Origin of the sequence: Clavibacter sp. VKM Ac-2872, from assembly GCF_015351105.1 — a bacterium.
Classification (GTDB): Bacteria; Actinomycetota; Actinomycetes; order Actinomycetales; family Microbacteriaceae; genus Clavibacter.
In genome coordinates this window covers 196509-218125 of record NZ_JADKRR010000002.1, presented here as the reverse complement: position 1 = coordinate 218125, position 21617 = coordinate 196509, and the positions used below count along the sequence as shown (strand labels likewise).

22 protein-coding genes, 1 tRNA gene and 1 riboswitch are annotated in these 21617 nt (G+C 73.2%); of the genes, 10 read left to right on the top strand and 13 right to left on the bottom strand.

Features of this window, described 5'->3' with window-relative positions; genetic code table 11:
* Nucleotides 1-13: 13 nt before the first annotated feature.
* From kdpB to ITJ40_RS11280, 8 genes are all read right to left on the bottom strand, one after another.
* Nucleotides 14-2164 (bottom strand): potassium-transporting ATPase subunit KdpB, encoded by a 2151-nt coding sequence (kdpB, locus tag ITJ40_RS11315; protein ID WP_194667172.1) that lies wholly within the window; start codon nt 2162-2164, stop codon nt 14-16.
* The gene (gene kdpA / locus ITJ40_RS11310; RefSeq protein ID WP_194667171.1) at nt 2161-3837 is read right to left on the bottom strand and encodes a potassium-transporting ATPase subunit KdpA; all 1677 of its coding nucleotides are present in this window, start codon (nt 3835-3837) and stop codon (nt 2161-2163) included. The genes kdpB and kdpA overlap by 4 nt, the downstream gene beginning before the upstream one ends.
* Nucleotides 3837-3941 carry a K(+)-transporting ATPase subunit F gene (gene kdpF / locus ITJ40_RS17455; protein WP_194667170.1) on the bottom strand — a complete coding sequence of 35 codons (105 nt, stop codon included), beginning with the start codon at nt 3939-3941 and terminating at the stop codon, nt 3837-3839. Before kdpF ends, kdpA begins: the two co-directional genes overlap by 1 nt.
* 269 nt (nt 3942-4210) lie before the next feature.
* Nucleotides 4211-4771, bottom strand: coding sequence for a GNAT family N-acetyltransferase (locus tag ITJ40_RS11300; RefSeq protein ID WP_194667169.1), 561 nt, complete (start codon nt 4769-4771; stop codon nt 4211-4213).
* 86 nt (nt 4772-4857) lie between these two features.
* Nucleotides 4858-6177, bottom strand: a complete 1320-nt coding sequence (locus tag ITJ40_RS11295; protein WP_194667168.1) for a HipA domain-containing protein — start codon at nt 6175-6177, stop codon at nt 4858-4860.
* Complete coding sequence (locus tag ITJ40_RS11290) at nt 6170-6439, bottom strand: helix-turn-helix domain-containing protein (RefSeq protein WP_194667167.1); 270 nt, start codon at nt 6437-6439, stop codon at nt 6170-6172. Before ITJ40_RS11290 ends, ITJ40_RS11295 begins: the two co-directional genes overlap by 8 nt.
* Before the next feature lie 77 nt (nt 6440-6516).
* Entirely contained in the window at nt 6517-7317 is an 801-nt protein-coding gene (locus ITJ40_RS11285) for a TSUP family transporter (RefSeq protein ID WP_194667166.1), read from the bottom strand.
* Between the two features lie 9 nt (nt 7318-7326).
* Nucleotides 7327-8073, bottom strand: a complete 747-nt coding sequence (locus ITJ40_RS11280) for an NADPH-dependent F420 reductase (RefSeq protein ID WP_194667165.1) — start codon at nt 8071-8073, stop codon at nt 7327-7329.
* Between the two features lie 151 nt (nt 8074-8224).
* On the opposite strand from ITJ40_RS11280, the gene ITJ40_RS11275 reads away from it, so the two are divergent.
* On the top strand, nt 8225-8950 hold the full coding sequence (locus ITJ40_RS11275) for a GAF and ANTAR domain-containing protein (RefSeq protein ID WP_194667164.1): 726 nt from the start codon (nt 8225-8227) through the stop codon (nt 8948-8950).
* A 15-nt stretch (nt 8951-8965) separates the two neighbouring features.
* Here ITJ40_RS11275 and ITJ40_RS17450 read toward each other — a convergent pair whose 3' ends face one another.
* The gene (locus tag ITJ40_RS17450) at nt 8966-9607 is read right to left on the bottom strand and encodes an HAD family phosphatase (protein WP_194667163.1); all 642 of its coding nucleotides are present in this window, start codon (nt 9605-9607) and stop codon (nt 8966-8968) included.
* A gap of 168 nt (nt 9608-9775) precedes the next feature.
* On the opposite strand from ITJ40_RS17450, the gene ITJ40_RS11265 reads away from it, so the two are divergent.
* Both ITJ40_RS11265 and ITJ40_RS11260 read left to right on the top strand, forming a co-directional pair.
* Nucleotides 9776-10357, top strand: a complete 582-nt coding sequence (locus ITJ40_RS11265) for a hypothetical protein (RefSeq protein ID WP_194667162.1) — start codon at nt 9776-9778, stop codon at nt 10355-10357.
* A 56-nt stretch (nt 10358-10413) separates the two neighbouring features.
* Nucleotides 10414-10503: transfer RNA gene (locus ITJ40_RS11260), tRNA-Ser, on the top strand.
* Between the two features lie 114 nt (nt 10504-10617).
* On the opposite strand, the gene ITJ40_RS11255 is transcribed toward ITJ40_RS11260, so the two are convergent.
* Nucleotides 10618-11238: a response regulator transcription factor gene (locus ITJ40_RS11255; protein WP_194667161.1), complete on the bottom strand. Its 621-nt coding sequence runs from the start codon at nt 11236-11238 to the stop codon at nt 10618-10620.
* Nucleotides 11235-12413, bottom strand: coding sequence for a sensor histidine kinase (locus ITJ40_RS11250; RefSeq protein WP_194667160.1), 1179 nt, complete (start codon nt 12411-12413; stop codon nt 11235-11237). Before ITJ40_RS11250 ends, ITJ40_RS11255 begins: the two co-directional genes overlap by 4 nt.
* Before the next feature lie 149 nt (nt 12414-12562).
* Here ITJ40_RS11250 and ITJ40_RS11245 point away from each other — a divergent pair, with 149 nt between their 5' ends.
* From ITJ40_RS11245 to ITJ40_RS11215, 7 genes are all read left to right on the top strand, one after another.
* On the top strand, nt 12563-13642 hold the full coding sequence (locus ITJ40_RS11245; RefSeq protein ID WP_194667159.1) for an ABC transporter permease: 1080 nt from the start codon (nt 12563-12565) through the stop codon (nt 13640-13642).
* A complete protein-coding gene (locus ITJ40_RS11240; protein ID WP_194667158.1) occupies nt 13639-14367 on the top strand; it encodes an ABC transporter ATP-binding protein in 729 nt (242 codons plus the stop codon). The genes ITJ40_RS11245 and ITJ40_RS11240 overlap by 4 nt, the downstream gene beginning before the upstream one ends.
* Before the next feature lie 188 nt (nt 14368-14555).
* On the top strand, nt 14556-15692 hold the full coding sequence (locus ITJ40_RS11235; protein WP_194667157.1) for an AI-2E family transporter: 1137 nt from the start codon (nt 14556-14558) through the stop codon (nt 15690-15692).
* A gap of 58 nt (nt 15693-15750) precedes the next feature.
* Entirely contained in the window at nt 15751-16737 is a 987-nt protein-coding gene (gene glpX, locus ITJ40_RS11230) for a class II fructose-bisphosphatase (protein WP_194667156.1), read from the top strand.
* A 22-nt stretch (nt 16738-16759) separates the two neighbouring features.
* A complete protein-coding gene (locus ITJ40_RS11225) occupies nt 16760-17665 on the top strand; it encodes an alpha/beta hydrolase fold domain-containing protein (RefSeq protein ID WP_194667155.1) in 906 nt (301 codons plus the stop codon).
* Between the two features lie 94 nt (nt 17666-17759).
* Nucleotides 17760-19118 carry an ABC transporter substrate-binding protein gene (locus tag ITJ40_RS11220; RefSeq protein ID WP_194667154.1) on the top strand — a complete coding sequence of 453 codons (1359 nt, stop codon included), beginning with the start codon at nt 17760-17762 and terminating at the stop codon, nt 19116-19118.
* 47 nt (nt 19119-19165) lie between these two features.
* Nucleotides 19166-19230: riboswitch (guanidine-III (ykkC-III) riboswitch) on the top strand.
* Between the two features lie 9 nt (nt 19231-19239).
* Complete coding sequence (locus ITJ40_RS11215) at nt 19240-19563, top strand: multidrug efflux SMR transporter (RefSeq protein ID WP_194667153.1); 324 nt, start codon at nt 19240-19242, stop codon at nt 19561-19563.
* A gap of 71 nt (nt 19564-19634) precedes the next feature.
* Here the strand turns inward: ITJ40_RS11215 and ITJ40_RS11210 are convergent, their stop codons facing one another.
* Together ITJ40_RS11210 and ITJ40_RS11205 are read right to left on the bottom strand one after the other, a co-directional pair.
* Nucleotides 19635-20624, bottom strand: a complete 990-nt coding sequence (locus tag ITJ40_RS11210; RefSeq protein WP_194667152.1) for a carbohydrate ABC transporter permease — start codon at nt 20622-20624, stop codon at nt 19635-19637.
* Nucleotides 20624-21583, bottom strand: a complete 960-nt coding sequence (locus ITJ40_RS11205) for a carbohydrate ABC transporter permease (protein WP_194667151.1) — start codon at nt 21581-21583, stop codon at nt 20624-20626. Before ITJ40_RS11205 ends, ITJ40_RS11210 begins: the two co-directional genes overlap by 1 nt.
* Nucleotides 21584-21617 lie beyond the last annotated feature (34 nt).

Genomic DNA, 21617 nt, shown 5'->3' with positions numbered 1-21617 from the left:
AGGGGGGAGGGGATCAGAAGCCGGGGATCAGGCTGACGACGAGGTCGACGAGCTTGATGCCGATGAACGGCGCGATCACGCCGCCGACCCCGTAGACGAGCAGGTTCCGGCTGAGCACCTTGGAGGCGCTGAGCGGCCGGTAGGCCACGCCCTTCAGGGCCAGCGGGATCAGCGCCACGATGATCAGCGCGTTGAAGACGATCGCGGAGAGGATCGCGGACGCCGGCGAGTGCAGCTGCATCACGTTGAGCACCGCGAGCTGCGGGAAGACGCCCGTGAACATCGCGGGGATGATCGCGAAGTACTTCGCCACGTCGTTCGCGATGGAGAACGTGGTGAGCGCGCCGCGGGTGATGAGCAGCTGCTTGCCGATCCGGACGATGTCGATGAGCTTGGTCGGGTCCGAGTCGAGGTCGACCATGTTGCCGGCCTCCTTCGCGGCCGACGTGCCCGTGTTCATCGCGACGCCGACGTCGGCCTGCGCGAGCGCGGGCGCGTCGTTGGTGCCGTCACCGGTCATGGCGACCAGGCGGCCGCCCTCCTGCTCCTTGCGGATGAGCGCGAGCTTGTCTTCGGGCGTGGCCTCGGCGAGGTGATCGTCTACCCCGGCCTCGGCGGCGATGGCGCGCGCGGTGAGCGGGTTGTCGCCCGTGATCATCACGGTGCGGATCCCCATCGCCCGCAGCTCCGCGAAGCGCTCCTTGAGGCCGTCCTTGACGACGTCCTTGAGGTGCACGACGCCGAGCACGCGGCCGGCGCCCGCCGGGTCCTTCATCGCGACGACGAGCGGGGTGCCGCCGCCGTTCGAGATCGCCTCGACGGCCGAGGTCAGCTCGGCGTGCAGCGTCGAGGGCAGCGGGCGGCCGCCCTCCTCGAGCCACGCGATGACGGCGGACGACGCGCCCTTGCGGACGACCGTGCCGTCGGGCAGGTCGACGCCGGACATGCGGGTCTGGGCGGTGAACGGCACGTCGACGCCGCGGGGCAGCGTGGTCGTGTCGAGGCCCTGCGCGACGGCGAGGTCGACGACGCTGGATCCCTCCGGCGTCGGGTCCGCGAGCGACGACATGGCCGCGGCCCGGGCGAGCTCCTCGGCGCCGACGCCGTCCACCGCGACGAGCGCGCTGGCGCGGCGGTTGCCGTAGGTGATGGTGCCGGTCTTGTCGAGGAGCAGCGTCGTGACGTCGCCCGCCGCCTCGACCGCGCGGCCCGACATGGCGAGCACGTTGCGCTGCACGAGCCGGTCCATGCCGGCGATGCCGATGGCCGAGAGCAGCGCGCCGATGGTGGTCGGGATCAGGCAGACGAGCAGCGCGATGAGCACCGGCACGCTCACGGTCGCCGCCGAGTAGGAGGCGATCGGGTTGAGCGTGAGCGCCACGATCACGAAGACGATCGTGAGGCTCGCCAGCAGGATGTTCAGCGCGATCTCGTTCGGCGTGCGCTGGCGCGACGCGCCCTCGACGAGGCCGATCATGCGGTCGACGAAGGTCTCGCCGGGCTTCGAGGTGATGCGCACGACGATCCGGTCGCTCAGCACCCGCGTGCCGCCCGTGACCGCGCTGCGGTCGCCGCCGGACTCGCGGACCACCGGGGCGGACTCGCCCGTGATGGCCGACTCGTCGATGGAGGCGATGCCCCACACCACGTCGCCGTCGCCCGGGATCGACTCCCCGGCGACCACGACGACCGTGTCGCCGAGCGTGAGGTCGGCGCTCGAGACCTCGCGGAGCTCGGCGCGCTCGGCACCGGGATCGCGCGCCTGGTCGTACGACGCGACGACGCGCGCCATGGTGCTGGTGCGGGTCTTGCGCAGGCTGTCGGCCTGCGCCTTGCCGCGGCCCTCGGCCACCGACTCCGCGAGGTTCGCGAAGACGACGGTGAGCCAGAGCCACAGGGCGATGCCGGCCGTGAAGGTCGCGGGCACGGCGCTGCCGCCGGAGGATCCGGCGCCGCCCGTGAACGGCTCGGCGATCGCCAGGATCGTGGTGAACGCGGCGCCGACCTCGACGATCATCATCACGGGGTTCTTCCACATGAGACGCGGGTCGAGCTTCCGGAACGCCCCGGGGAGCGCCTCGGCGAGCTGCCGGGCGTCGATGGCCCGGGCGCGGGAGGCGGGAGCCGGTGCGGCCGGGGCCTCGGGGGTGGTCATGGCGGTCATGATGCGAGCCCTTCCGCCAGGGGACCCAGCGCGAGAACGGGGAAGTAGGTGAGAGCGGTCACGATGACCGTCACCCCGATGAGGAGGCCGACGAACTGCGGCCGGTGGGTGGGCAGGGTCCCCGAGGTGGTGGGGATGCGGTCCTGCGCCGCGAGGGATCCGGCGAGCGCCAGCACGAACACGATCGGGAGGAACCGCCCGAGCAGCATCGCGACGCCGAGCGCCGTGTTGAACCACGGGGTGTTCGCGGTGAGGCCGGCGAACGCGGATCCGTTGTTGTTGGCCGCCGAGGTGAACGCGTAGACGACCTCGGAGAGGCCGTGCAGGCCGCTGTTGAGGATCGAGGTGCCCTCGACGTCCTCGCGGACGGCCGGGATCGCGAAGCTCAGCGCGGTGCCGAGGAGCACGAGCGTCGGCGTGACGAGGATGTAGAGGCTCGCGAGCTTGATCTCGCGCGGCCCGATCTTCTTGCCGAGGTACTCGGGCGTGCGGCCGACGAGGAGGCCCGCGACGAACACCGAGATCACGGCGAGGATGAGCATGCCGTAGAGGCCCGAGCCGGTGCCGCCGGGGGCGACCTCGCCGAGCATCATGTTGAGCATCGGCATCATGCCGCCGAGCGCCGTGTACGAGTCGTGCATGGAGTTGACCGCGCCCGTGGAGGTGAGCGTGGAGGCGGTGCCGAAGAGCGTCGAGCCGATGATGCCGAACCGCTGCTCCTTGCCCTCCATCGCGCCGCCCGCGGACATCGGGGCCGTGCCTGCGCCCTGCAGCTCGAAGATCGTGAGCGCGGTGAGGGAGACGACGAAGATCGTGGCCATCACGGCGACGATCGCGATGCCCTGGCGGGTGTCGCCGACCATCCTGCCGAAGGTGCGGGGGAGCGAGAACGGGATGGCGAGCATCAGGAGCACCTGGAACGCGCTCGTCCAGGCGGTCGGGTCCTCGAACGGGTGCGCGGAGTTCGCGTTGAAGAACCCGCCGCCGTTCGTGCCGAGGATCTTGATCGCCTCCTGCGAGGCCACCGGGCCGCCCGGGATCGTCTGCGTGCCGCCCGTGAGGGTGGCCACGTCCTGGAAGCCGGCGAAGTTCTGGATCACGCCGCCGGCGATGAGGACCACCGCGGAGACGAGCGCCAGGGGGAGCAGCAGGCGGAGCGATCCGCGGAGCAGGTCGACCCACATGTTGCCGATCGTGCCGCTGCGCGTGCGGGCGAAGCCGCGGACGAGCGCGATGGCCACCGCCATGCCGACCGCCGCCGAGACGAAGTTCTGCACCGCGAGGCCGGCCAGCTGGACCGTGTAGCCCATCACCGCCTCGGGCGAGTACGACTGCCAGTTCGTGTTGGTGACGAACGAGACGGCCGTGTTGAAGGACAGGCCCTCGGGGACGGCGGGGAGGCCGAGCGCGTACGGGAGGAAGCCCTGGAGGCGCTGCAGCCCGTAGACGACGAGGACGCCGACGAGCGAGAACGCGAGCACCGCGCGGAGGTAGGCGGGCCAGGTCTGCTCGGAGCGGGGATCCACGCCGATGAGGCGGTAGAGGAACCGCTCCACGCGCGAGTCGTGGCGCGACTCGTACATGCGCGCCATGAGGTCGCCGAGCGGGCGGTGGATGAGGACGAGGACCAGGACGACGGACGCGACCTGGAGGATTCCGGCGAGCGTGTCCATCAGAACTTCTCGGGGCGGACGAGGGCGTACACGAGGTACACCACGGAGGCGATGCCGAGCACGGCGGCGACGAGGCCGGCGGCGTCGGCGAACGAGGTGATCACAGCTTCTCCACTCCTCGGCCGACGACGGCGACGAGGGCGAACAGGACGATGGCGCCTGCGATGTACACGAGGTCGAGCACTGGGGGATCCTCCGTTGAGGGATGCCGCGGCCGGTCGGACGCGGGTGCCCGGCAGGGGCACGGAGGACGAGTAGACACCTCGCGATCGGGCGTCCTCACGCATCCATACGGTTCCCTCACGGGGTGGCGGGGAACCTCACGACACTCCTACGCGGGGGTCGCGGGGCGGATCGCGCGCGTCCGCGCGGCTCAGCTCCGCTCGGGTCCGGGGGCCGTCGGGAGGAGCAGGACGAGCCCCGGTCTCCCGTCGGGCGCGTCCGGGCCGTGGCCGACCGGGGCGAAGCCCACGGCCTCGTACACGCGCCGCGCGGGGCTGTCGACGTCGGTCGTCTGCAGCCAGCAGGATCCCGGTGCCACCGCGCGGAGCCATCGGTCGAGGACCTGTCGCCCGAGGCCCCGGTAGTGCTCGTCCGGATCCCGGGCGAGGAGGTTCAGTGCGAAGGCGCCGTCCAGCTGCGCGGCGGCATCCTCGCCGAGCCGCGCCCGCAGCTGGTCCGCCCACGGGTCCCGCTGCTCGGCCCAGCGCCACGGGTGGCCGTACGCGAATCCCACGAGCCGGCCGCCGTCGCGCGCGGTCGCCACCGTGACGTCTTGCCCGCGCAGGGAGGACGCGTAGAGGGAGGCGAAGAGGGCGGCCGTCGACGGGGGTTCGTGCAGCGGCGGCCGGCCGGAGGCCGCGGCGTAGAGGGCCCGCACCTCGTCGGCCGTGGGCGGATCCGTCGGCGGCGAGGCGATCTCGATCAGCACCATCCGGTCACGCCATCCGGCGCCGTGCGGATCCCGCCTCGCGCTCCGCTTCCCCGTTCGATCCCGACCTCCGGGCGGGTGCGTGTCGGTCAGTCCCCATCGTCGGACCCGCCGAGATCGACCCGTGTCGTCGCGGTCGCCCACCCGCGCTCGACCGCCGTGGCGTGGACCGCGTCCACGATCACGCGCGCCGGTGCGAGGAGCGTCGGGTGATCCGCGAGCGCGGACGCCGCCTCGGCGTAGGCGTCCGTCATGCCGCCGCGGATTGCATCGATCCGCGCATCCGCGAGATCCGCGTCGACCTGCAACCGCCGGGCCGCCTTCTGCAGGTGACGCCGCCCGATGGCCGACAGTCGGTACTCGTCCCCGACCTTCATCGCGGAGCGCTCCGCCTGGGGCCCTCCGCCGTAGGGCGCGTAGGAGGCGAGGTCATAGAGCGGGGCGAGCTGCTGGCCGTTCCCGCGCAGCATGATCGAGAAGTTCTTGGCATGCGCATCCGTGGCCCACGCCGCCACGTTGAAGACGACGGCGTCGAAGAAGCGCGCTCGAGCGGATGCGGCCTCGGCCGGGTACTCGAACTCGCTGAAGAGGTCGGCGGCCTGCGCGATCCCCGGACCGCCCTGGTCCTGGTACTTGCGACCGGGCATCACGGAGAGCGCCTGGCAGAGGTCCTCCTGGTGGAGCCGACGCCACCGGCCATCGACCTCGAGCCGGTCGTAGCGGTGCGAGACCACCACGGAGAGGCCGTCGCCCAGGTCGAGCACGTCGGTTCGCGCCGTGTCGAGCCCCAGTGATGCGGCCGCCCGCATCGTCAGGAACTCGTTCACGTCGTGATGCGCGAAGCCCGGGATCGCCGGCTTCAGGATGTGCGTCGTGGGCGTCGAGTCCCGGGGGATCCCCCAGGCGCCGGACGCGAGCCGGTGCAGCGCCACCTTCCGCTGCGCGCCCGGCAGCGACCACCTCCCCTGCAGGGTCGCGGGCGTGGTGCCGGTGCCGGATCCGAGATCGGACATGAGACCGCGGAGCTCATCGGGCGAGAGCTCCGTCACGTCGCCCTGCGCGCGGGCGTCGTCGTCGGCCTCCTCCGACTCGGGCAGGATCTGCACGGCCCCCGGGGCGTCGCGCCCGATGTGGCGGAGGACGGAGAACGCGTCGGCGGTCGTCCGCAGCCCGTGCGTCCGTCGGATCTGCTCCAGTGCATCGGCGCCCTCGGGGATGAGCCCCGAGAAGTAGGCATCCACCGCCCGCGCCGGCAGGCGCGCGCCGAAGGGGAGGGACATGGACAGCGGCGTCGCTCCGCGCCTCTCGACGTAGGCGGCGTCGTAGGTGAAGCCGACGCGACCGGAGGTCGTCCGTTCGTATCGTCCGGCGAAGCGGCCGTCGAGGTAGACGCTCAGGGCCTCACTCATCGTCGTCGCCCCAGGCGCGGTCGAACGGCGAGGGCATGTCGGGATCCGCGGCTCGCGGGTCGATCGTGAGGCTCAGCTCGCAGCTCAGCGCGCGGACGACGCGCATCATCGATCCGATCTCCGACCCGGGCTTCCCGCTCTCGAGTCGCACGATGTACTCCCGCGAGACCCCAGCCAGCTCCGCGACGCCCGCCTGGGTGAGGCCCAGCTCCTCACGCCGGTGGCGCAGCTCCGCGGCGAGCGTGCGCGTCGTCCTGGCCATGCCGCCTCCTCGGGTGATCGATCGATCACTGGAGAGTATGTGATCGATCGATCACGGCGTCAAGGGTGATCGATCGATCACGCGCCCCACTCCGCCACCACGTCCGACCCGACCTTCACGATGAGCACCGCGACCACCACGATGAACGCGATGCGGATGAAGCGGCTGCCGCGGGCGACGGCCATCCGGGATCCCGCGTAGCCGCCGAGCATGTTCGCCAGGCCCATGCCGAGCGCGAGCGCCCAGAGCACGTGGCCCTGCGGGATGAAGAAGGCGAGGGCGCCGAGGTTCGTGGCGACGTTGACGATCTTCGCCTTGGCGCTCGCGAGCACGAAGTCGTAGCCGAGCGCGGTGATGAGCGCGATGATCAGGAACGTGCCCGTGCCGGGTCCGATGAGGCCGTCGTAGAAGCCGATCACCACGCCGAGCAGGGCCGCGATGCCGTGGTGCTTCCGGCCCGTGTGGCGGAGCGCGGCGACGTCGCCGAGCCGCGGGCGGGCGATGGTCACGACGGCCACGATGATCAGCGCGACCACCACCAGCGGCTTGAACACCGACGCCGGCAGCAGCGCCGCGAGGCTCGCGCCGCCGTAGCTCCCGGCCAGCGCGACGGCCGCCATCGGCAGCGCGGTGCGGAGGTCCGGGTGCGTGCGCCGGTACCAGGTGACCGCGCTCGTCGTCGTGCCGAACAGCGACGCGAGCTTGTTGGTCGCGAGCGCCTCCACCGGCGTGATCCCCGGCACGAGGAGCAGGGCCGGCAGCTGCAGCAGGCCGCCGCCGCCCACGACCGCGTCGATCCACCCGGCCGCGAGCGCCGCCAGCAGCATGAGCAGCGCCACCGTGACGGTGATCTCGCCGAGGGAGCCGCCGATGTCCATGCGCGCTCGCTACTCGGCGGCGGCGGAGGAGGCGCGCACGTCCGCCGCCTCGAGCGCGACCAGGCGTCGGATCTCCTCCGCGTCGACGTTCACGCCGAAGAGCGAGCGGCCGGGCTCGAGCACGCGGCCGGCGCTGAGGGATCCGATGTCCACCGGGTCGAAGCCGAACGCGTCCACGAGGGCCGCCACGGTCGCGCGCGCCCGGTCGTCGTCGCCCGCGACCGCGATGCCCTTGCGGCCGGGCGAGCCCGACGGCCGGGGCCCCTCGTCGAGGTCGTGGTACCCCATGTGGTTGAAGGCCTTGACGATCGTCGAGTCCGGGAGGAAGTCCTGCACGAGCTCGCTCGTGGAGGAGGCGGGGTTCGCGAGGTCGTCGCGGTGGCCGTCGACCTCCCACCAGTAGTTCATGGCGTCGACCACGAGCTTCCCCGCGAGCTGGGCGACAGGGACGGAGGGCAGCTTGCCGAGGGGGAGCGCGAGGATCACGACGTCGGCGCGCGCGGCCGCGTCCGCCGAGGTGGTGGCGACCGCCCCGGGCGCGAGCACGTCGACGATGAGGGCGATGCGCGACGGGTCGCCGGATCCGGAGATGAGCACCGGGTGCCCGGCGGCGATCGCGCGGCGGGCGAGCACGGTGCCGACCTTGCCGGCGCCGAGGATCCCGATGGTCGGCAGCGCGCCGCGGCCGCCCGTCGGAGCGGATCCCGGCGTCCCCTCGTCGTCGCGGCGGGCGGGGGCGTCGGGGGACTGCGTCATGCCTCCATCATCCCCGCCGCCGCGCTCTCCTAGTCGCCGAGGACCCGCGGGGGCAGAGTGGGATGCAAGTGGCGGGTCCGCGCGCTCGCCGCCCTCCGCGGGCCCGCCCCGCCACCGCCCGACCGCGCCGGATGGACCCAGAGGAACCACGATGCCGGAGACCCGGGAAGCGCAGCTCGTCCGCACCTTCGTGAGCCTCGCCGACTCGCTCGTGAGCGGCTACGACGTGCTCGACCTGCTCCAGACGCTCGTCGACCAGGCGACCCTGCTGTTCGACGCGAGCGCGTCCGGCATCATCATCGGCCCGGACGCCCAGCACCTCGAGGTCGTCGCGTCCACGAGCGAGAAGAGCCGCCTGGTCGGGCTGATGCAGCTCGAGGTCGGCGAGGGCCCGTGCGTCGAGGCCGTGACCACCGGCCGGGTCGTGTCCGTCGCCGACGTGCGCGCGATCGCCCACCGCTGGCCGGCCTTCTCGGCGCAGGCGGCGGGCGCGGGGTACGTGTCGGTGCACGCGATCCCGCTGCGGCTGCGCGGGCAGGTCATCGGGTCGCTCAACCTCTTCCGCGAGCACGAGGGCGTGCTCAACGAGGCGGACGCGACGGCCGCGCAGGCGCTCGCGGACGTGGCGACCATCAGCGTGCTGCAGGAGCGGATCATCCACGACAGCAGCGTCGTGCACGACCAGCTCCGCCACGCGCTCGACAGCCGGGTGGTCATCGAGCAGGCCAAGGGCGTCATCGCGCACACCCTCGGCGTCGACATGGACGAGGCGTTCCGGCTGATCCGCCGCGAGGCCCGCAGCACGAGCACGGCCATGCCGGTCGTCGCGGCGGCCATCGTGGAGGGTCGCGTGACGCTCCGGGCGGCGCAGCCGTAGGAGCGGCGCCCCGCGTCAGGCGAGCGTGCCGTCGAGGATCCGGTCGAGCGTGCCGAGGCCATCCCAGACGTGGGCATGGATGCCGGCTGCGCGCGCCGCGTCGACGTTCGCGGGCTTGTCGTCGACGAAGACGATCCGGTCGGCCGGGCTGCCGAGGCGCTCGACGGCGTGCTGCCAGACGTCGGCGTCGGGCTTGGCCATGCCGATCCGCGCGCTCACCAGCACCACATCGAAGCGCCCGCCCCAGCCCGCGGGATCCTCGAGCACGTCGGCGAGCTCGTGCGGCGCGTTGGAGAGGATCGCGAGCGGGTAGCCCGCGGCGACGGCGCGATCCAGGGCGGCGAGCGTCTCGTCGTCCGGCGCTCCCCAGCGGCGTTGCTCGATCGCGACGAGCTCCGCGAGGTCATCCTCGCCGGGCGCGGGCAGGCCGAGGTCGCGGGCGACGGCCTCCCAGAACTCCCGCGCGCTGCCGCCGCGGTCGTACGGCTCGCGGTGCGCGTCGAACGCGGCGCGAACGCGGGCCTCCGCGTCCGCGCCACCGGGGGCATCGGGATCGAGCGCGCGGCTGATCGCGCCGATGTCGTCCGGCTTCGTGATGAGCACCCCGCCGATGTCGAAGAGGAGCCAGGGGAGGGCGGGGTCGCGGTTCTCGGGCACGGGTCTCCTTCGGGACGAGCGGACGGGATCCCTCGAGCATGCCCGCTGCGCGCCCGGAGCACCCGCGGGGTCCACGTCCGTGCGGATCCCGTGAGGGTCGCGCGTCCGGCCGCACGGTTTCCGTGAGGGTCGGCTCCCGCCGACGTCCGCGGCGGTAGACCTGCTGCCATGACCCTCACCGCGATCCTCCCGTCGCTCCGCCGCAGCATCCCGGATCCGCTCGCCGCCGCCCTCTGGCCCGCGGGCACCGTCGCCACCACGACCGACCTGCGCGTCGGCGAGGTGTCGCTCGTCGCGCTCGCCGCGGAGCGCGGCACGCCCTGCACGACCACGGCGGCCGCGGTCGAGCGGGGCAGCGGCGCACGCGCGTCGCGCACGGCCCGCGCCTCGGCGGTCGTGCTGCGGATCCTCGCCGTCGCCCCCGCGACCGCCGACGCCCCGCGCGCCCTCCTCGTCGACGCGGACGTCGCGGGCCTCGCCTGCGCATGGGCCGAGGCGCGGCTCATCGGCCGCGCGTCCACCGCCGCGGCGCGCCCCGCGGAGGTCGGCGGCCAGGCCGTCCGGCTTCCCGCGGACCTGGCGGCAGGCGACCTCATCGCGGTGCCCGTGCCGGCTGCGGTCGAGGTGCGGGGGATCCGCGTGGTCGACGCGTCGACGCCGGTGACGCTCCCGCGCGCGGCCCGCATCGCCGCCGTCCCGGTGCGCATCGAGGTGCCCGTCGTCGTGCGCGCGCTGGCGCACGTGCGCTGATCCGCGGCCGTCCGCCCCGTGCGGCTCCGCCTTGGCCCTGTACTACACTCGATCCCGGTGGCGTGTCCGAGCGGCCTAAGGAGCACGCCTCGAAAGCGTGTGTGGGGGAGACTCCACCGTGGGTTCAAATCCCACCGCCACCGCCAGACGGATCCGGCACCGCGCCTCGCGCGCAGCCCGGGATCCGCGCGAAGGGCCCCGGGAGACCGGGGCCCTTCTGCGTGCACGGGGTGGCCGCCCGGCGAGCGGGCAGGCGTGCGTCAGCGCAGCACGCCCATCTCCCGCGCCGCCGCGACCGCGCCCGTCCGCGAGCTCACGCCGAGCTTCGAGAAGACGTGCACGAGGTGCGACTTCACGGTCGCGTCGGTGATGTGCAGGCGCGCGGCGACGTCGGTGTTCGACGCGCCGTCGGCGACGAGCCGCAGCACCTCGATCTCGCGCGACGACAGGCTCACCCGCGGGGCGCGCATCCGGGCCAGCAGACGGCTCGCGACCGCGGGCGCCAGCGCGCTCTCGCCGGCCGCGGCCGCGCGCACCGCCGCGAGCAGCTCGGCCGGAGGCGCGTCCTTGAGGAGGTAGCCGCTGGCGCCGGCCTCCACCGCGCCGAGGATGTCGCCGTCGCTGTCGTAGTTGGTGAGGATCAGCACGTACGGCGCCGCCTCCGCTGCCCGGATCTGCCGGGTCGCATCGGCGCCCGTGCGCTCCTGGCCGAACTGGAGGTCCATCAGCACGAGGTCGGGATCCTCGGACTCCGCGAGCGCGACGGCTTCGGCGGGCGTCGCCGCCTCCCCGATGACGTCGATGTCGGCCGCGGCGTCGAGGACGGCGTGCAGCCCGGCGCGGACCACGGGGTGGTCGTCGGCGATGACGATGCGGATCACGAGGCCCCCACCTCCAGGATCGCCGTGATGGTGGTGCCCCGGCCGGGCGCGCTGTCGACGTCGAGCGTGCCACCGAGCTGCTCGACGCGCTGCGCCATGGCGCGGAGGCCGAACGAGTCGGACGCGCCGGCGTCGGCGGCCACCCGGGCCGGGTCGAAGCCCGCGCCGTCGTCGCGCACCGTGAGGGTCGCGTGCGTGGCCGTGACGGCGAGGCCGATCGCCACGACGCTCGCTTCGGCGTGCTGCGCGACGTTCGCGACGGCGCCCTGGGCGATGCGCAGCAGGGCCGTCTGCACGTCCATCGGCAGTCGCGACTCGAGCGGCGGCACGGCGACGTCGATGCGGAGCCCCTCCCGGTGCCACTGCGCGCTCAGCCGCCCGAGCGCCGCGCCGAGCCCCGCGTCGAGCGAGGGAGGCGCGAGCTCCCGGATGAAGCGGCGCGTGTCGGCGAGCCCGTCGGCGGCGGTGGCCCGGGCCAGGCGGATGTGGTCGAGGCCCGGCCGGTCGCCGTCGGCCGCCTCGGCCGCGTGCAGCAGCATCTGGATGCTGCTGAGGCCCTGCGCGACCGTGTCGTGGATCTCCCGCGCGAGCCGCGCGCGCTCCGTCAGCACCCCTTGCTCCCGCTCCGTCGCGGCGAGCAGGTCGCGCGTGGCGATGAGCTCCGCGAGGAGCGCCTCCCGCTCGGCCGACTCCCGCGCGAGCGCGCGGTAGCCGAGGCCGATGAGCAGGGCCACGCCCGCGCCGACGAGCGGCCCGATCACCCCGCCGATGGTGAAGCCGCCGTGCAGCCCGAGCGCCACCACGGCGACGAGGGTCGCGACCACCACGGCGATCGGCCCGGCGGCGCGCGGCAGGGCGTGCAGGTAGAGGAAGAAGAGCGGGAAGACGAGGTAGGCGGCGTCCGGCACCAGCACGAGGAGCGCGATCCACGCGGCGGTGAGCGCGGTGATCCAGAGGGCGCCGACCGCGGCCCGGCGCGATTCGCGCACCAGCCGCACCCGGGCGCCGAGCAGGTACAGCACGGCGAACGCGGCGGCGAGCGCGAGCGCCGGCCCCGTCCGCGGCGAGTCCGCGACGAGCACGCGCACCACCACGAGCGCGAGCAGCGCGGCGACGAGCACGTGCAGTCCGGTGCGGAGTCCCACGAACACGGGGGAGAGGGTGCTGTGGGCCATGTCCCCTGGAGCGTACGGCGGCCCGCGGGGGATGGGATCCATCGAAAGTGGGAAGCAGGGACCGAACCTCTCCCCGATGGCCGCGGGGAGCCCGACGGCGAGGCTGATCACGGCGGTGGGGAGGGACCCCGGCGCCGGAAGGATCCACCGTGTTCGTCGCCTGGCGTGATCTCCGATTCGCCCGGGGGAGGTTCGTGCTCATCGGCGCGGTCGTCGCCCTCATCACCCTGCTCGTGGGGTTCCTCGCGGGACTGACCGGCGGGCTCGCCGCGCAGGACGTGTCGGCCGTGCTCGGCCTCCCCGGGGACCGCCTCGTGCTCGCGCAGCCGGACTCCGGGCAGCCGTCGCTCTCGCAGTCGTCGCTCGACGACGCCACGGTCGCCGCCTGGCGCGGCACCGCCGGGGTCACGGCCGTGACGCCCGTCGGCATCGCGCAGGGCCGGGCGACCGTGCCGGGATCGGATGCGGTCGCCGTCGCCCTCTTCGGGGTCCCGCACGGCGCACCGGCCTCCACGGTCACCGGCCTCGCTCCCTCCGCGGACGACGAGGTCGGGCTCTCCTCGGAGGCGGCCCACGCCCTGCACGCGGCCGTCGGCGACCGGATCACGATCGCGGGCGCCGCCTACGACGTCGCCTCGGTCGGCGGCGACGCCTCCTACAGCCACACGCCCGTCGTCGCGCTCACGCCGGCCGCGTGGGCGGACGCCGACCGGCGGCTCGGCGGCGACGGCGACGCGACCGTGCTCGCCGTCTCCGGATCCCCGGACTGGGCCGCCGCCGCGAGCGTCACCCGCACCTCCGCGTCGCCCGCCCTCGCGAGCCTCGGCGCGCTCGAGACCTTCAAGTCGGAGATCGGATCCCTCGCCCTCATGATCGCGATGCTGTTCGGCGTCTCCGCCCTCGTCGTCGGCGCCTTCTTCACCGTGTGGACCATGCAGCGCGCGGGCGACGTCGCCGTCCTGAAGGCCCTCGGCGCCTCCGACGCGTCCCTCATCCGCGACGCGCTGGGCCAGGCGCTCGTCGTCCTGGTCCTGGGCATCGGCGTCGGGATGGCCGCGGTCGTCGGCCTCGGCACGCTCGCCGGCGGCGCCCTCCCGTTCCTGCTGAGCCCGCTCACCACCCTCCTCCCGGCGGCCGCCATGGCCGTCCTCGGGCTCGCCGGCGCCGCCGTCGCGCTCCGCACCGTCACCCACGCCGACCCCCTCACCGCACTCGGGAGCAACCGATGATCCACCTCGACGACGTCACCCTCACCTTCCCCGACGGGGACTCCCGCATCACCGCGGTCGACCACGTGACGCTCACGGCGCCCGCGGGCCTGGTCACCGGGATCACCGGGCCGTCCGGCTCCGGCAAGTCGTCGATCCTCGCGGTCACCGCCACGCTGATCCGGCCCGACTCCGGCCGCGTGCTGATCGGCGACGTCGACGCCGCGACCCTCAGCAGGAAGGAGGCGACGGCGCTGCGGCGCGACGGCATCGGGATCGTGTTCCAGCAGTCGAACCTCGTGCCCTCGCTCACGGCGCGGGAGCAGCTGCTGGTGATGGCCGAGCTCGGCGGCGGCGGGGGATCCGTGCGGCGTCGCGCCGTCCGTCGTCGCGCGGACGCCCTGCTGGACGCCGTGGGCCTCGCCGCCCACGCCGGCAAGCGCCCCGCGCAGCTCTCCGGCGGCCAGCGGCAGCGCGTCGCCATCGCGCGGGCGCTCGTGAACGACCCGTCCGTCCTCCTCGTCGACGAGCCGACGAGCGCGCTCGACCAGGAGCGCGGCGCGGAGACCATGGACCTCATCGCGCAGCTCAGCCACCAGCAGGGCACCGCGACCCTGCTCGTGACCCACGACCTCGTGCACCGGGCGTCGCTCGACCGGCTGGTCCGGGTCGTGGACGGGCGGATCGCCGACGTCGAGGAGCCCGCCGACGCGCGGGCGGCGGGGGCGGTCGCGGCCGCGCGCTGACCGTCGCGGCGCACGGCGCGCGGCGGGGCCCGGCACGATGCACGGATCCCGCACAGCGGCGCGGAGGATCCTCATGCGCACGCATGCGGGACATCGCGGGCCGCCGGCCCGCGCGCACCGCCATGATGGGCGCCTGGCCCTCCCTCCGAGCGAGGTGGCCTCCCGCGCATCGAGATCGGAGCACCGCCATGTCCCACGACGTCGAGCCCTCGCCGGGCCAGCCCGCGCCCGCCGCCCCGCACGCCGGCCGCGCCGCCGGGCGCGGCGTCACCCCGGGCGTCCTGCTCGCGGCCGAGTGGTCGTGGCGCCTGCTCGTCATCGGCATCGCGGTGGCGGCGGCCGTGTGGATCCTCATCGCGGTCAAGGAGGTGGTCATCCCGTTCCTCATCGGCCTCCTCGTCTGCGCGCTGCTGGAGCCGCTGGTGGGCGCCCTGCGGAAGCGCCGGTGGCCGGCCTGGGTCGCCATCACCTCGACGCTGCTCGGCACCGCCGTCGTCATCTCCGGGCTCGTGCTCCTGCTCGTCACGGAGATCCGCACGGGCATCCCCACGCTGCAGCGCGAGGCGATGGAGCGGTTCCAGTCCGTGCGCGACCTGCTCGCGCAGCCGCCGTTCAACGTGGTGCCGTCCGACTACGACGCGCTGCTCGCCTCCGCGGGCAAGGCCATCGAGAACAGCCGCGAGGCGCTCCTCACCGGCGCGCTCGACGCGGGGCTCGGCGTCGGCCACCTCGTCACGGGCGCGCTGCTCGCCTTCTTCACCATCGTCATCGTGCTCATCGACGGGCGCGGCATCTGGCGCTTCGTCGTCTCCGTCTTCCCCCGCCGCGCGCGCCCGGCGATCGACGGCGCGGGCCGCGCGGGCTGGGGCACGCTCTCCGCCTTCACGCGCGTGCAGATCTTCGTGGCGGCCGGCAACGCGGTCGGCATCGGCATCGCCGCGTGGCTGCTCGGCCTGCCGCTCGCGATCCCCATCGCGGTCCTCGTGTTCCTCGCGTCCTTCATCCCGGTCGTCGGGGCCATCGTCTCCGGGGCGTTCGCGGTGGTCATCGCGCTCGTGTTCGTGGGGCCGCTGCAGGCGGTGATCATGCTGGTCGCCGTCGTCGGCGTGCACCTGCTCGAGTCGCACGTGCTGCAGCCGCTCGTGATGGGCGGGGCCGTGCACGTGCACCCGCTCGCCGTGGTGCTCGCCGTCGCGGCGGGCTCCTACGTCGGCGGCGTCGCCGGTGCCCTCTTCGCGGTGCCCTTCGTCGCCACCCTCAACGTGATGGTCCGGTACATCGCGGGCGGCAGCTGGAAGGCCGGCAGCCCCGCCGTAGGATCGTAGGGACGCACCTGCGGAGTCGACGGAGCCGCCCGCGCACGTCTCTACGGGAGGACCCCACATGACCGAGGAGAACTACTCGAATCCGGATCGCAACCTCGGGATGGAGCTCGTCCGCGCCACCGAGGCCGCGGCCATCCGCTCCGCCCCCTTCATCGGCAAGGGCGACAAGAACGCCGCCGACGGCGCCGCGGTCGACGCGATGCGCAAGTTCCTCGGCACCGTCGCCTTCGACGGCCTCGTCGTCATCGGCGAGGGCGAGAAGGACGAGGCGCCGATGCTGTTCAACGGCGAGCACGTCGGCAACGGCTTCGGCCCGGCGTGCGACATCGCGGTGGATCCCATCGACGGCACGAGCCTCACCGCCGCCGGCCGCATGAACGCCCTCTCGGTCATCGCGGTGAGCGACCGCGGCAGCATGTTCGACCCGTCGGCCGTCTTCTACATGGACAAGCTCGTCACCGGTCCCGAGGGTCGCGGCGTCGTCGACCTCGACCGGCCCATCGGCGAGAACATCCGCGCGCTGGCAGACGCGAAGGGCCTCGCGGTCGAGGACATGCAGGTCGCCGTGCTCGACCGTCCGCGCCACGCCGACCTCATCGCGCAGATCCGCGCGGCCGGCGCCTCCACCCGCCTCCTGCTCGACGGCGACGTCGCGGGCGGCATCAACGCGGCCCGCCCCGACTCGCGCATCGACATGTGCGTCGGCATCGGCGGCACCCCCGAGGGCATCATCACCGCGTGCGCCATCAAGGCGCTGGGCGGCGTCCTCCTCTCGCGCCTCGCGCCCAAGGACGACGCCGAGCGGCAGCGCGCGATCGACGCGGGCCACGACCTCGACCGGATCCTCGACCAGGACGACCTCGTCACGGGCGACAACGCGTACTTCGTCGCCACCGGCGTCACCGACGGCGCGCTCGTCGCGGGCGTCACCCGGCACCGCGGCATGATCCGCACCTCGAGCATCGTGCTCCGCTCGCACTCGGGCACCATCCGCCGCGTGGAGGCCGACCACCTCGTCTCCAAGTGGTACAGCGCGGCCAGCTGAGCCGATCCGAGCCGACCCCGCCATGACCCGCACCCGCCGCAGCCTGCTGTCCCGCCTCGTCCCGCCCGTGATCGCGCTGGTCGGCAGGCAGGGGGAGTTCGCGTCGCCCGCGCGCACGATGGGCGGCGCGCACCGCCGCGTGGTGCGGCCGGGTGCCTTCGCGCCGCCGCCGCTGCTCCGCGGGGTGCGGGTGACCGCCCGGATCCAGGGCGGCTGGCACGTGTACGAGGTGACCCCGACGGGTCCGGCGTCCCGGCGTCGCGCGCTGTACGCGCACGGCGGCGGCTGGACCCACGAGATCAGCCCGTTCCACTGGTGGCTCGTCGCGGGGCTCGCCCGCCGCACGGGCACGACGTTCACCGTGCCCATCTACCCGCTCGTCCCGTCGGCCACGGCCGCCGAGGTCGTCGAGCGCACGGCCGACCTCGCGGAGGCGCTCGTGGCCGAGGTCGGTCCCGGGAGCGTCACGCTGATGGGCGACTCGGCCGGCGGGCAGATCGCCCTGTCCACCGCGATGGCGCTCCGCGACCGGGGCGTGCCCGCGCCGCGCGACGTCGTGCTGCTGTCGCCCGCGCTCGACCTGTCGTTCACGGATCCGCTCATCGCCCGCATCCAGCCGACCGACCCGTGGCTCGCGGTCGACGGCATGCGCGCCGCCGTCGAGTCGTGGCGCGGCGACCTGCCGGTGGAGGATCCGCGGGTGAGCCCGCTGCACGGCTCGCTCGCGGGGCTCGGCCGCGTCACGGTGTTCTCGGGCACGCACGACATCCTCTTCGCCGACGCGCGCGCCTTCGAGCGGAAGGCGGCCGCGGTCGGGCATCCCGTCCGGATCCACGTGGAGCCGAACCTCCTGCACGTGTACGCGCTCATGCCCATCCCCGAGGGCGCCCGCGCGCGCGACGCGATGGTGGAGCTCCTCCTCTCCTGACGCAGGACCCGCGCCGCCGCCCGGATCGCGCCGCCGGAAGCGGCGTACGTTCGAGGGACGGGCGACGAGGCCCGGTGCTCTCGGAGGGATCCACATGACCCAGACACGCAGGACGCTCGCGGTGATCGCCACGGCCGCCACGGCCATGCTGCTCGCGGGATGCGGATCCGGCGGCACCGGCGCGGCCGACGCCTCCTTCACCACGGAGGCCACCGGCACGCTGAAGGCGTGGGCGTTCGACGGCGCGGACGACGTGGGCGAGGCCCGCCTCGCCCACGCGGCCGACGCGCTCTCGGGCGTGGAGATCGACCTCGACTCCACCGCGTTCGACGCGCAGAAGTTCACGACCCGCGTCGCGTGCGGCCAGACGCCCGACGTCGTGCAGATGGACCGCCAGTTCGTGGCGACCTACGCGGCGCAGGACCTCATCCTCCCGCTCGACCAGTGCTACGCGGCCCACGACGTGGATCCCGCGGAGCGCTTCTACGAGTCCGTCACCAACGACATCCGCTACGACGACGCGATCTGGGCGGTGCCGCAGTTCTTCCAGCCGCCGGCGATCCTCCTCAACGAGCGCGTGCTCTCCGCCGCCGGCGTCTCGGGCGACCAGTTCGACACCTCGCAGCCGGACCAGCTGCTCGACGCGGTCGGCAAGGTCTACCGCGAGTCGGGCGGCGATCCCGCGGTGCTCGGCCTCGACGCCGTGCCCACCGCGCAGGCCGCGCTCTGGATGCTCGGCTTCGGCGGCCAGCTCGTCGACGCTGACGGGAAGCCCACCCTCGACGACGACGCGAACCTGCCCGGCCTCGAGTTCCTGAAGCAGCTGTCCGACGCGCAGGGCGGCTACGCCAAGGGGAAGAGCTTCAGCGACGCGTTCGACACCTTCGGCGACGGCAACCAGTTCGTGAAGGACCAGGTCGGCGCGCAGATCGACGCCCAGTGGTACCTCAACGTGGTCGCGCCGTACCGCGACGACATCGACATCTCGGCCGTGCCCTTCCGCGACAGCGACGGCGAGCCGTTCGCGGTCGCCGGCGGATCCGCGTTCGTGATCCCCGCGGGCGCCACCAACAAGGACGCCGCCTGCGCGTGGATGCTCGACCTCACCAGCCAGGAGTCGTGGGAGGCGGCGGGCGACGTGCGCGCCGCCACGGTGACGGAGAACGGCGGCATCAACACGGGCCTGTTCACGGGATCCCCGGCCGCCGACCAGGCCATCCGCGACGCCCACGTCGTGCCGAGCGGCGACGACGGCATCGACCAGGCCATCGCGACGTTCTACGACGTGGTCGCGGAAGGCCGCTCGATCGGCGGATCCCCGGCCGGGCAGCAGATCCAGAGCGAGATGCAGAACGCGGTCGCCTCGACGCTCCTCGGCGACAAGACGCCCGAGCAGGCGCTCGCCGACGCGCAGACCGCGGCCATGCGGGCCTACGAGCAGGCGGCGCGCTGACCGGCGATCTGCACACGCCGTGACCAGGGCGCCCGAGTAGCGTCGGGAACGGGCGCCCATCCGCGCCCCCGGACGAGGGATCAGTACCCGGAACGCGACAAGACTGGCCAGGAGAAGTGCCATGTCGTGGATCGTCCTCATCGTGTCCGGGGTGCTCGAGGCCGTCTGGGCCACCGCCCTCGGGAAGTCCACCGGGTTCACGAAGCTCGGGCCGTCGATCGTCTTCGCCGTGGCCGTCGTGCTGAGCATGGTCGGCCTCGCGTACGCGATGCGCGAGATCAGCACGGGCACCGCCTACGCCGTATGGGTCGGGATCGGCGCGGCGCTCACGGTGACCTACGCGATCGTCACGGGCGAGGAGCCCGCGAGCGTCGTGAAGGTGCTCCTGCTGCTGGGTCTCGTCGGCTGCGTCGTCGGCCTCAAGGTCGTCGACTCCGGGAGCTGACCTGCGTCGGGCCTCCGCCGGATGTGGGCATTTCCTCACATCCCACCGATGTGAGGATTCGCTCACATCACTCAGCCCTTCCGCCCCTGCGTCGCGATGCCCTCCACGAAGTAGCGCTGGCCGAACGCGAAGAGCACGAGCATCGGCAGCGTCACGAGCAGCGCCGCGACCATCACGAGCTGGTAGTCGCCCTGGCCGCCGTTGGTCGGGCTGAACGCGGTCATCGCGTAGGAGAGGCCGAGCGGCACCGTGAACCCCTCGACGCTGCCGGCGTTGAGGTAGATGAGCGACGCCTGCAGGTTGTTCCAGCTGGCCTGGAACTCGAAGATGAAGATGATGACGAACGACGGGATCGACAGCGGCAGCGCGATCCGCCGGAACATCCCGAAGTAGCTGGCGCCGTCGAGCCTCGCCGCTTCGAAGAGCTCCCGCGGCAGCCCGAGGAAGAACTGGCGCTGCAGGAAGATGTAGAAGGCCGAGCCGAACAGGTTCATGCCGAACAGCGGGATCCACGTGCCGATGAGCCCGAGGTTCTTCCACATGAGGAACTGCGGCACCATCGTCACGGCGCCCGGCAGCATCATCGTGGCGAGCACCAGGCCGAACAGGATCCTGCGGCCCGGGAACCGGAAGTACGCGAAGCCGAACGCCACGAGCGCACTCGAGAGCGACACGAGCGCGGCGGAGAGCAGCGCGATCGCCAGGCTGTTCCCCATCCAGCCGAGGAGCGGCAGCTGCTCCCACACCTCGACGTAGTTCTGCGGCGTGAACGTGCGCGGCCAGAGGGAGTTGTCGAACACCTCGCCGCGCGGCTTGAGGCTCGCGGCGAGCAGCCACGCGAACGGGTAGAGGAACAGGAGCGCGAAGCCGACGAGCAACGCGGTGATGAGGGCGCGGCCGATGCGGGAACGGGCGCGGCGGACGCGGTCGGGGTCGCGCCGCTCGGGCGACGGATCCCGCGACGGCAGCGGCGTGAGGGCGGCGGCGAGGCGCGGATCCCCGGTGGCGGCGGCGGGCGCGGGCGTCGCGGCGGCGCCGGGCGAGCGGTCGGTGACGGCCATCAGCGGTCCCCCTCGTAGTAGACGAACCGGTTGCTCAGCTTCACCTGGATCAGCGTGATGACGAGCACGATCACGAACAGCAGCCACGCCATCGCGGCCGCGAACCCGAAGTCGAACGACCGGAACGCCTGCTGGAACAGGTACACGCCGTAGAACAGCGACGAGTCCGGCGACGCGTTCGTCTGATCCCGCCAGAACAGCAGGTAGGCCTGGTCGAAGACCTGCAGCGCGGCGATGGTGAGCACGACGACGTTGAAGAAGATGGCGCCGGAGATCATGGGCACGGTGATGGAGAAGAACTGGCGCACCGGGCCGGCGCCGTCGAGCGCCGACACCTCGTAGAGCTCGCGCGGCACGTCCTTGAGGGCGGCGAGGAAGATCACCATGGTGCCGCTCACGCCCCACAGCGTCATGAGCACGATCGACGGCTTCACCCACGCGGGGTCGATGAGCCACTGCGGGCCGTCGATGCCGATCGCCTCGAGGCCCTCGTTCACGGCGCCCGTGTTGCCGTTGAGCAGCAGCAGGAAGACGCTCGCGGTGGCGACCGTCGGGGTCATCTTCGGCAGGTAGTAGAGGGTGCGGAAGATGCCGGCGCCGCGGCCGAGGCGGGCGAGCAGGATCGCGAGCAGGAGTGCGAGGCAGACCTCGAACGGCACGGCGAGGACGGCGTAGAAGAGCGTGTTCCCGAGGCTGAGGGCCACGCGCGGATCCGAGAAGAGGCGCTCGTAGTTCTCGGTGCCGACCGGCGTGGCCACGTCGGTCGCGAGGTTGTAGTCGCTGAACGACACCACGAGGCTGTAGACCATCGCGCCGAGCGTGAAGACGAGGAAGCCGACGATCCACGGGCTGATGAAGAGGTAGCCGGCCATCGCCTCGCGGCGGGCCATGCGGGAGCGGCGGGGACGGGGCGGCCGGTCGGCGGTGCTGCTGCGCGGAGGGCGGCTCGTCGTCGTCATGGTGGTCCTCGTCGACTGGTGGATCGGAGCGTCG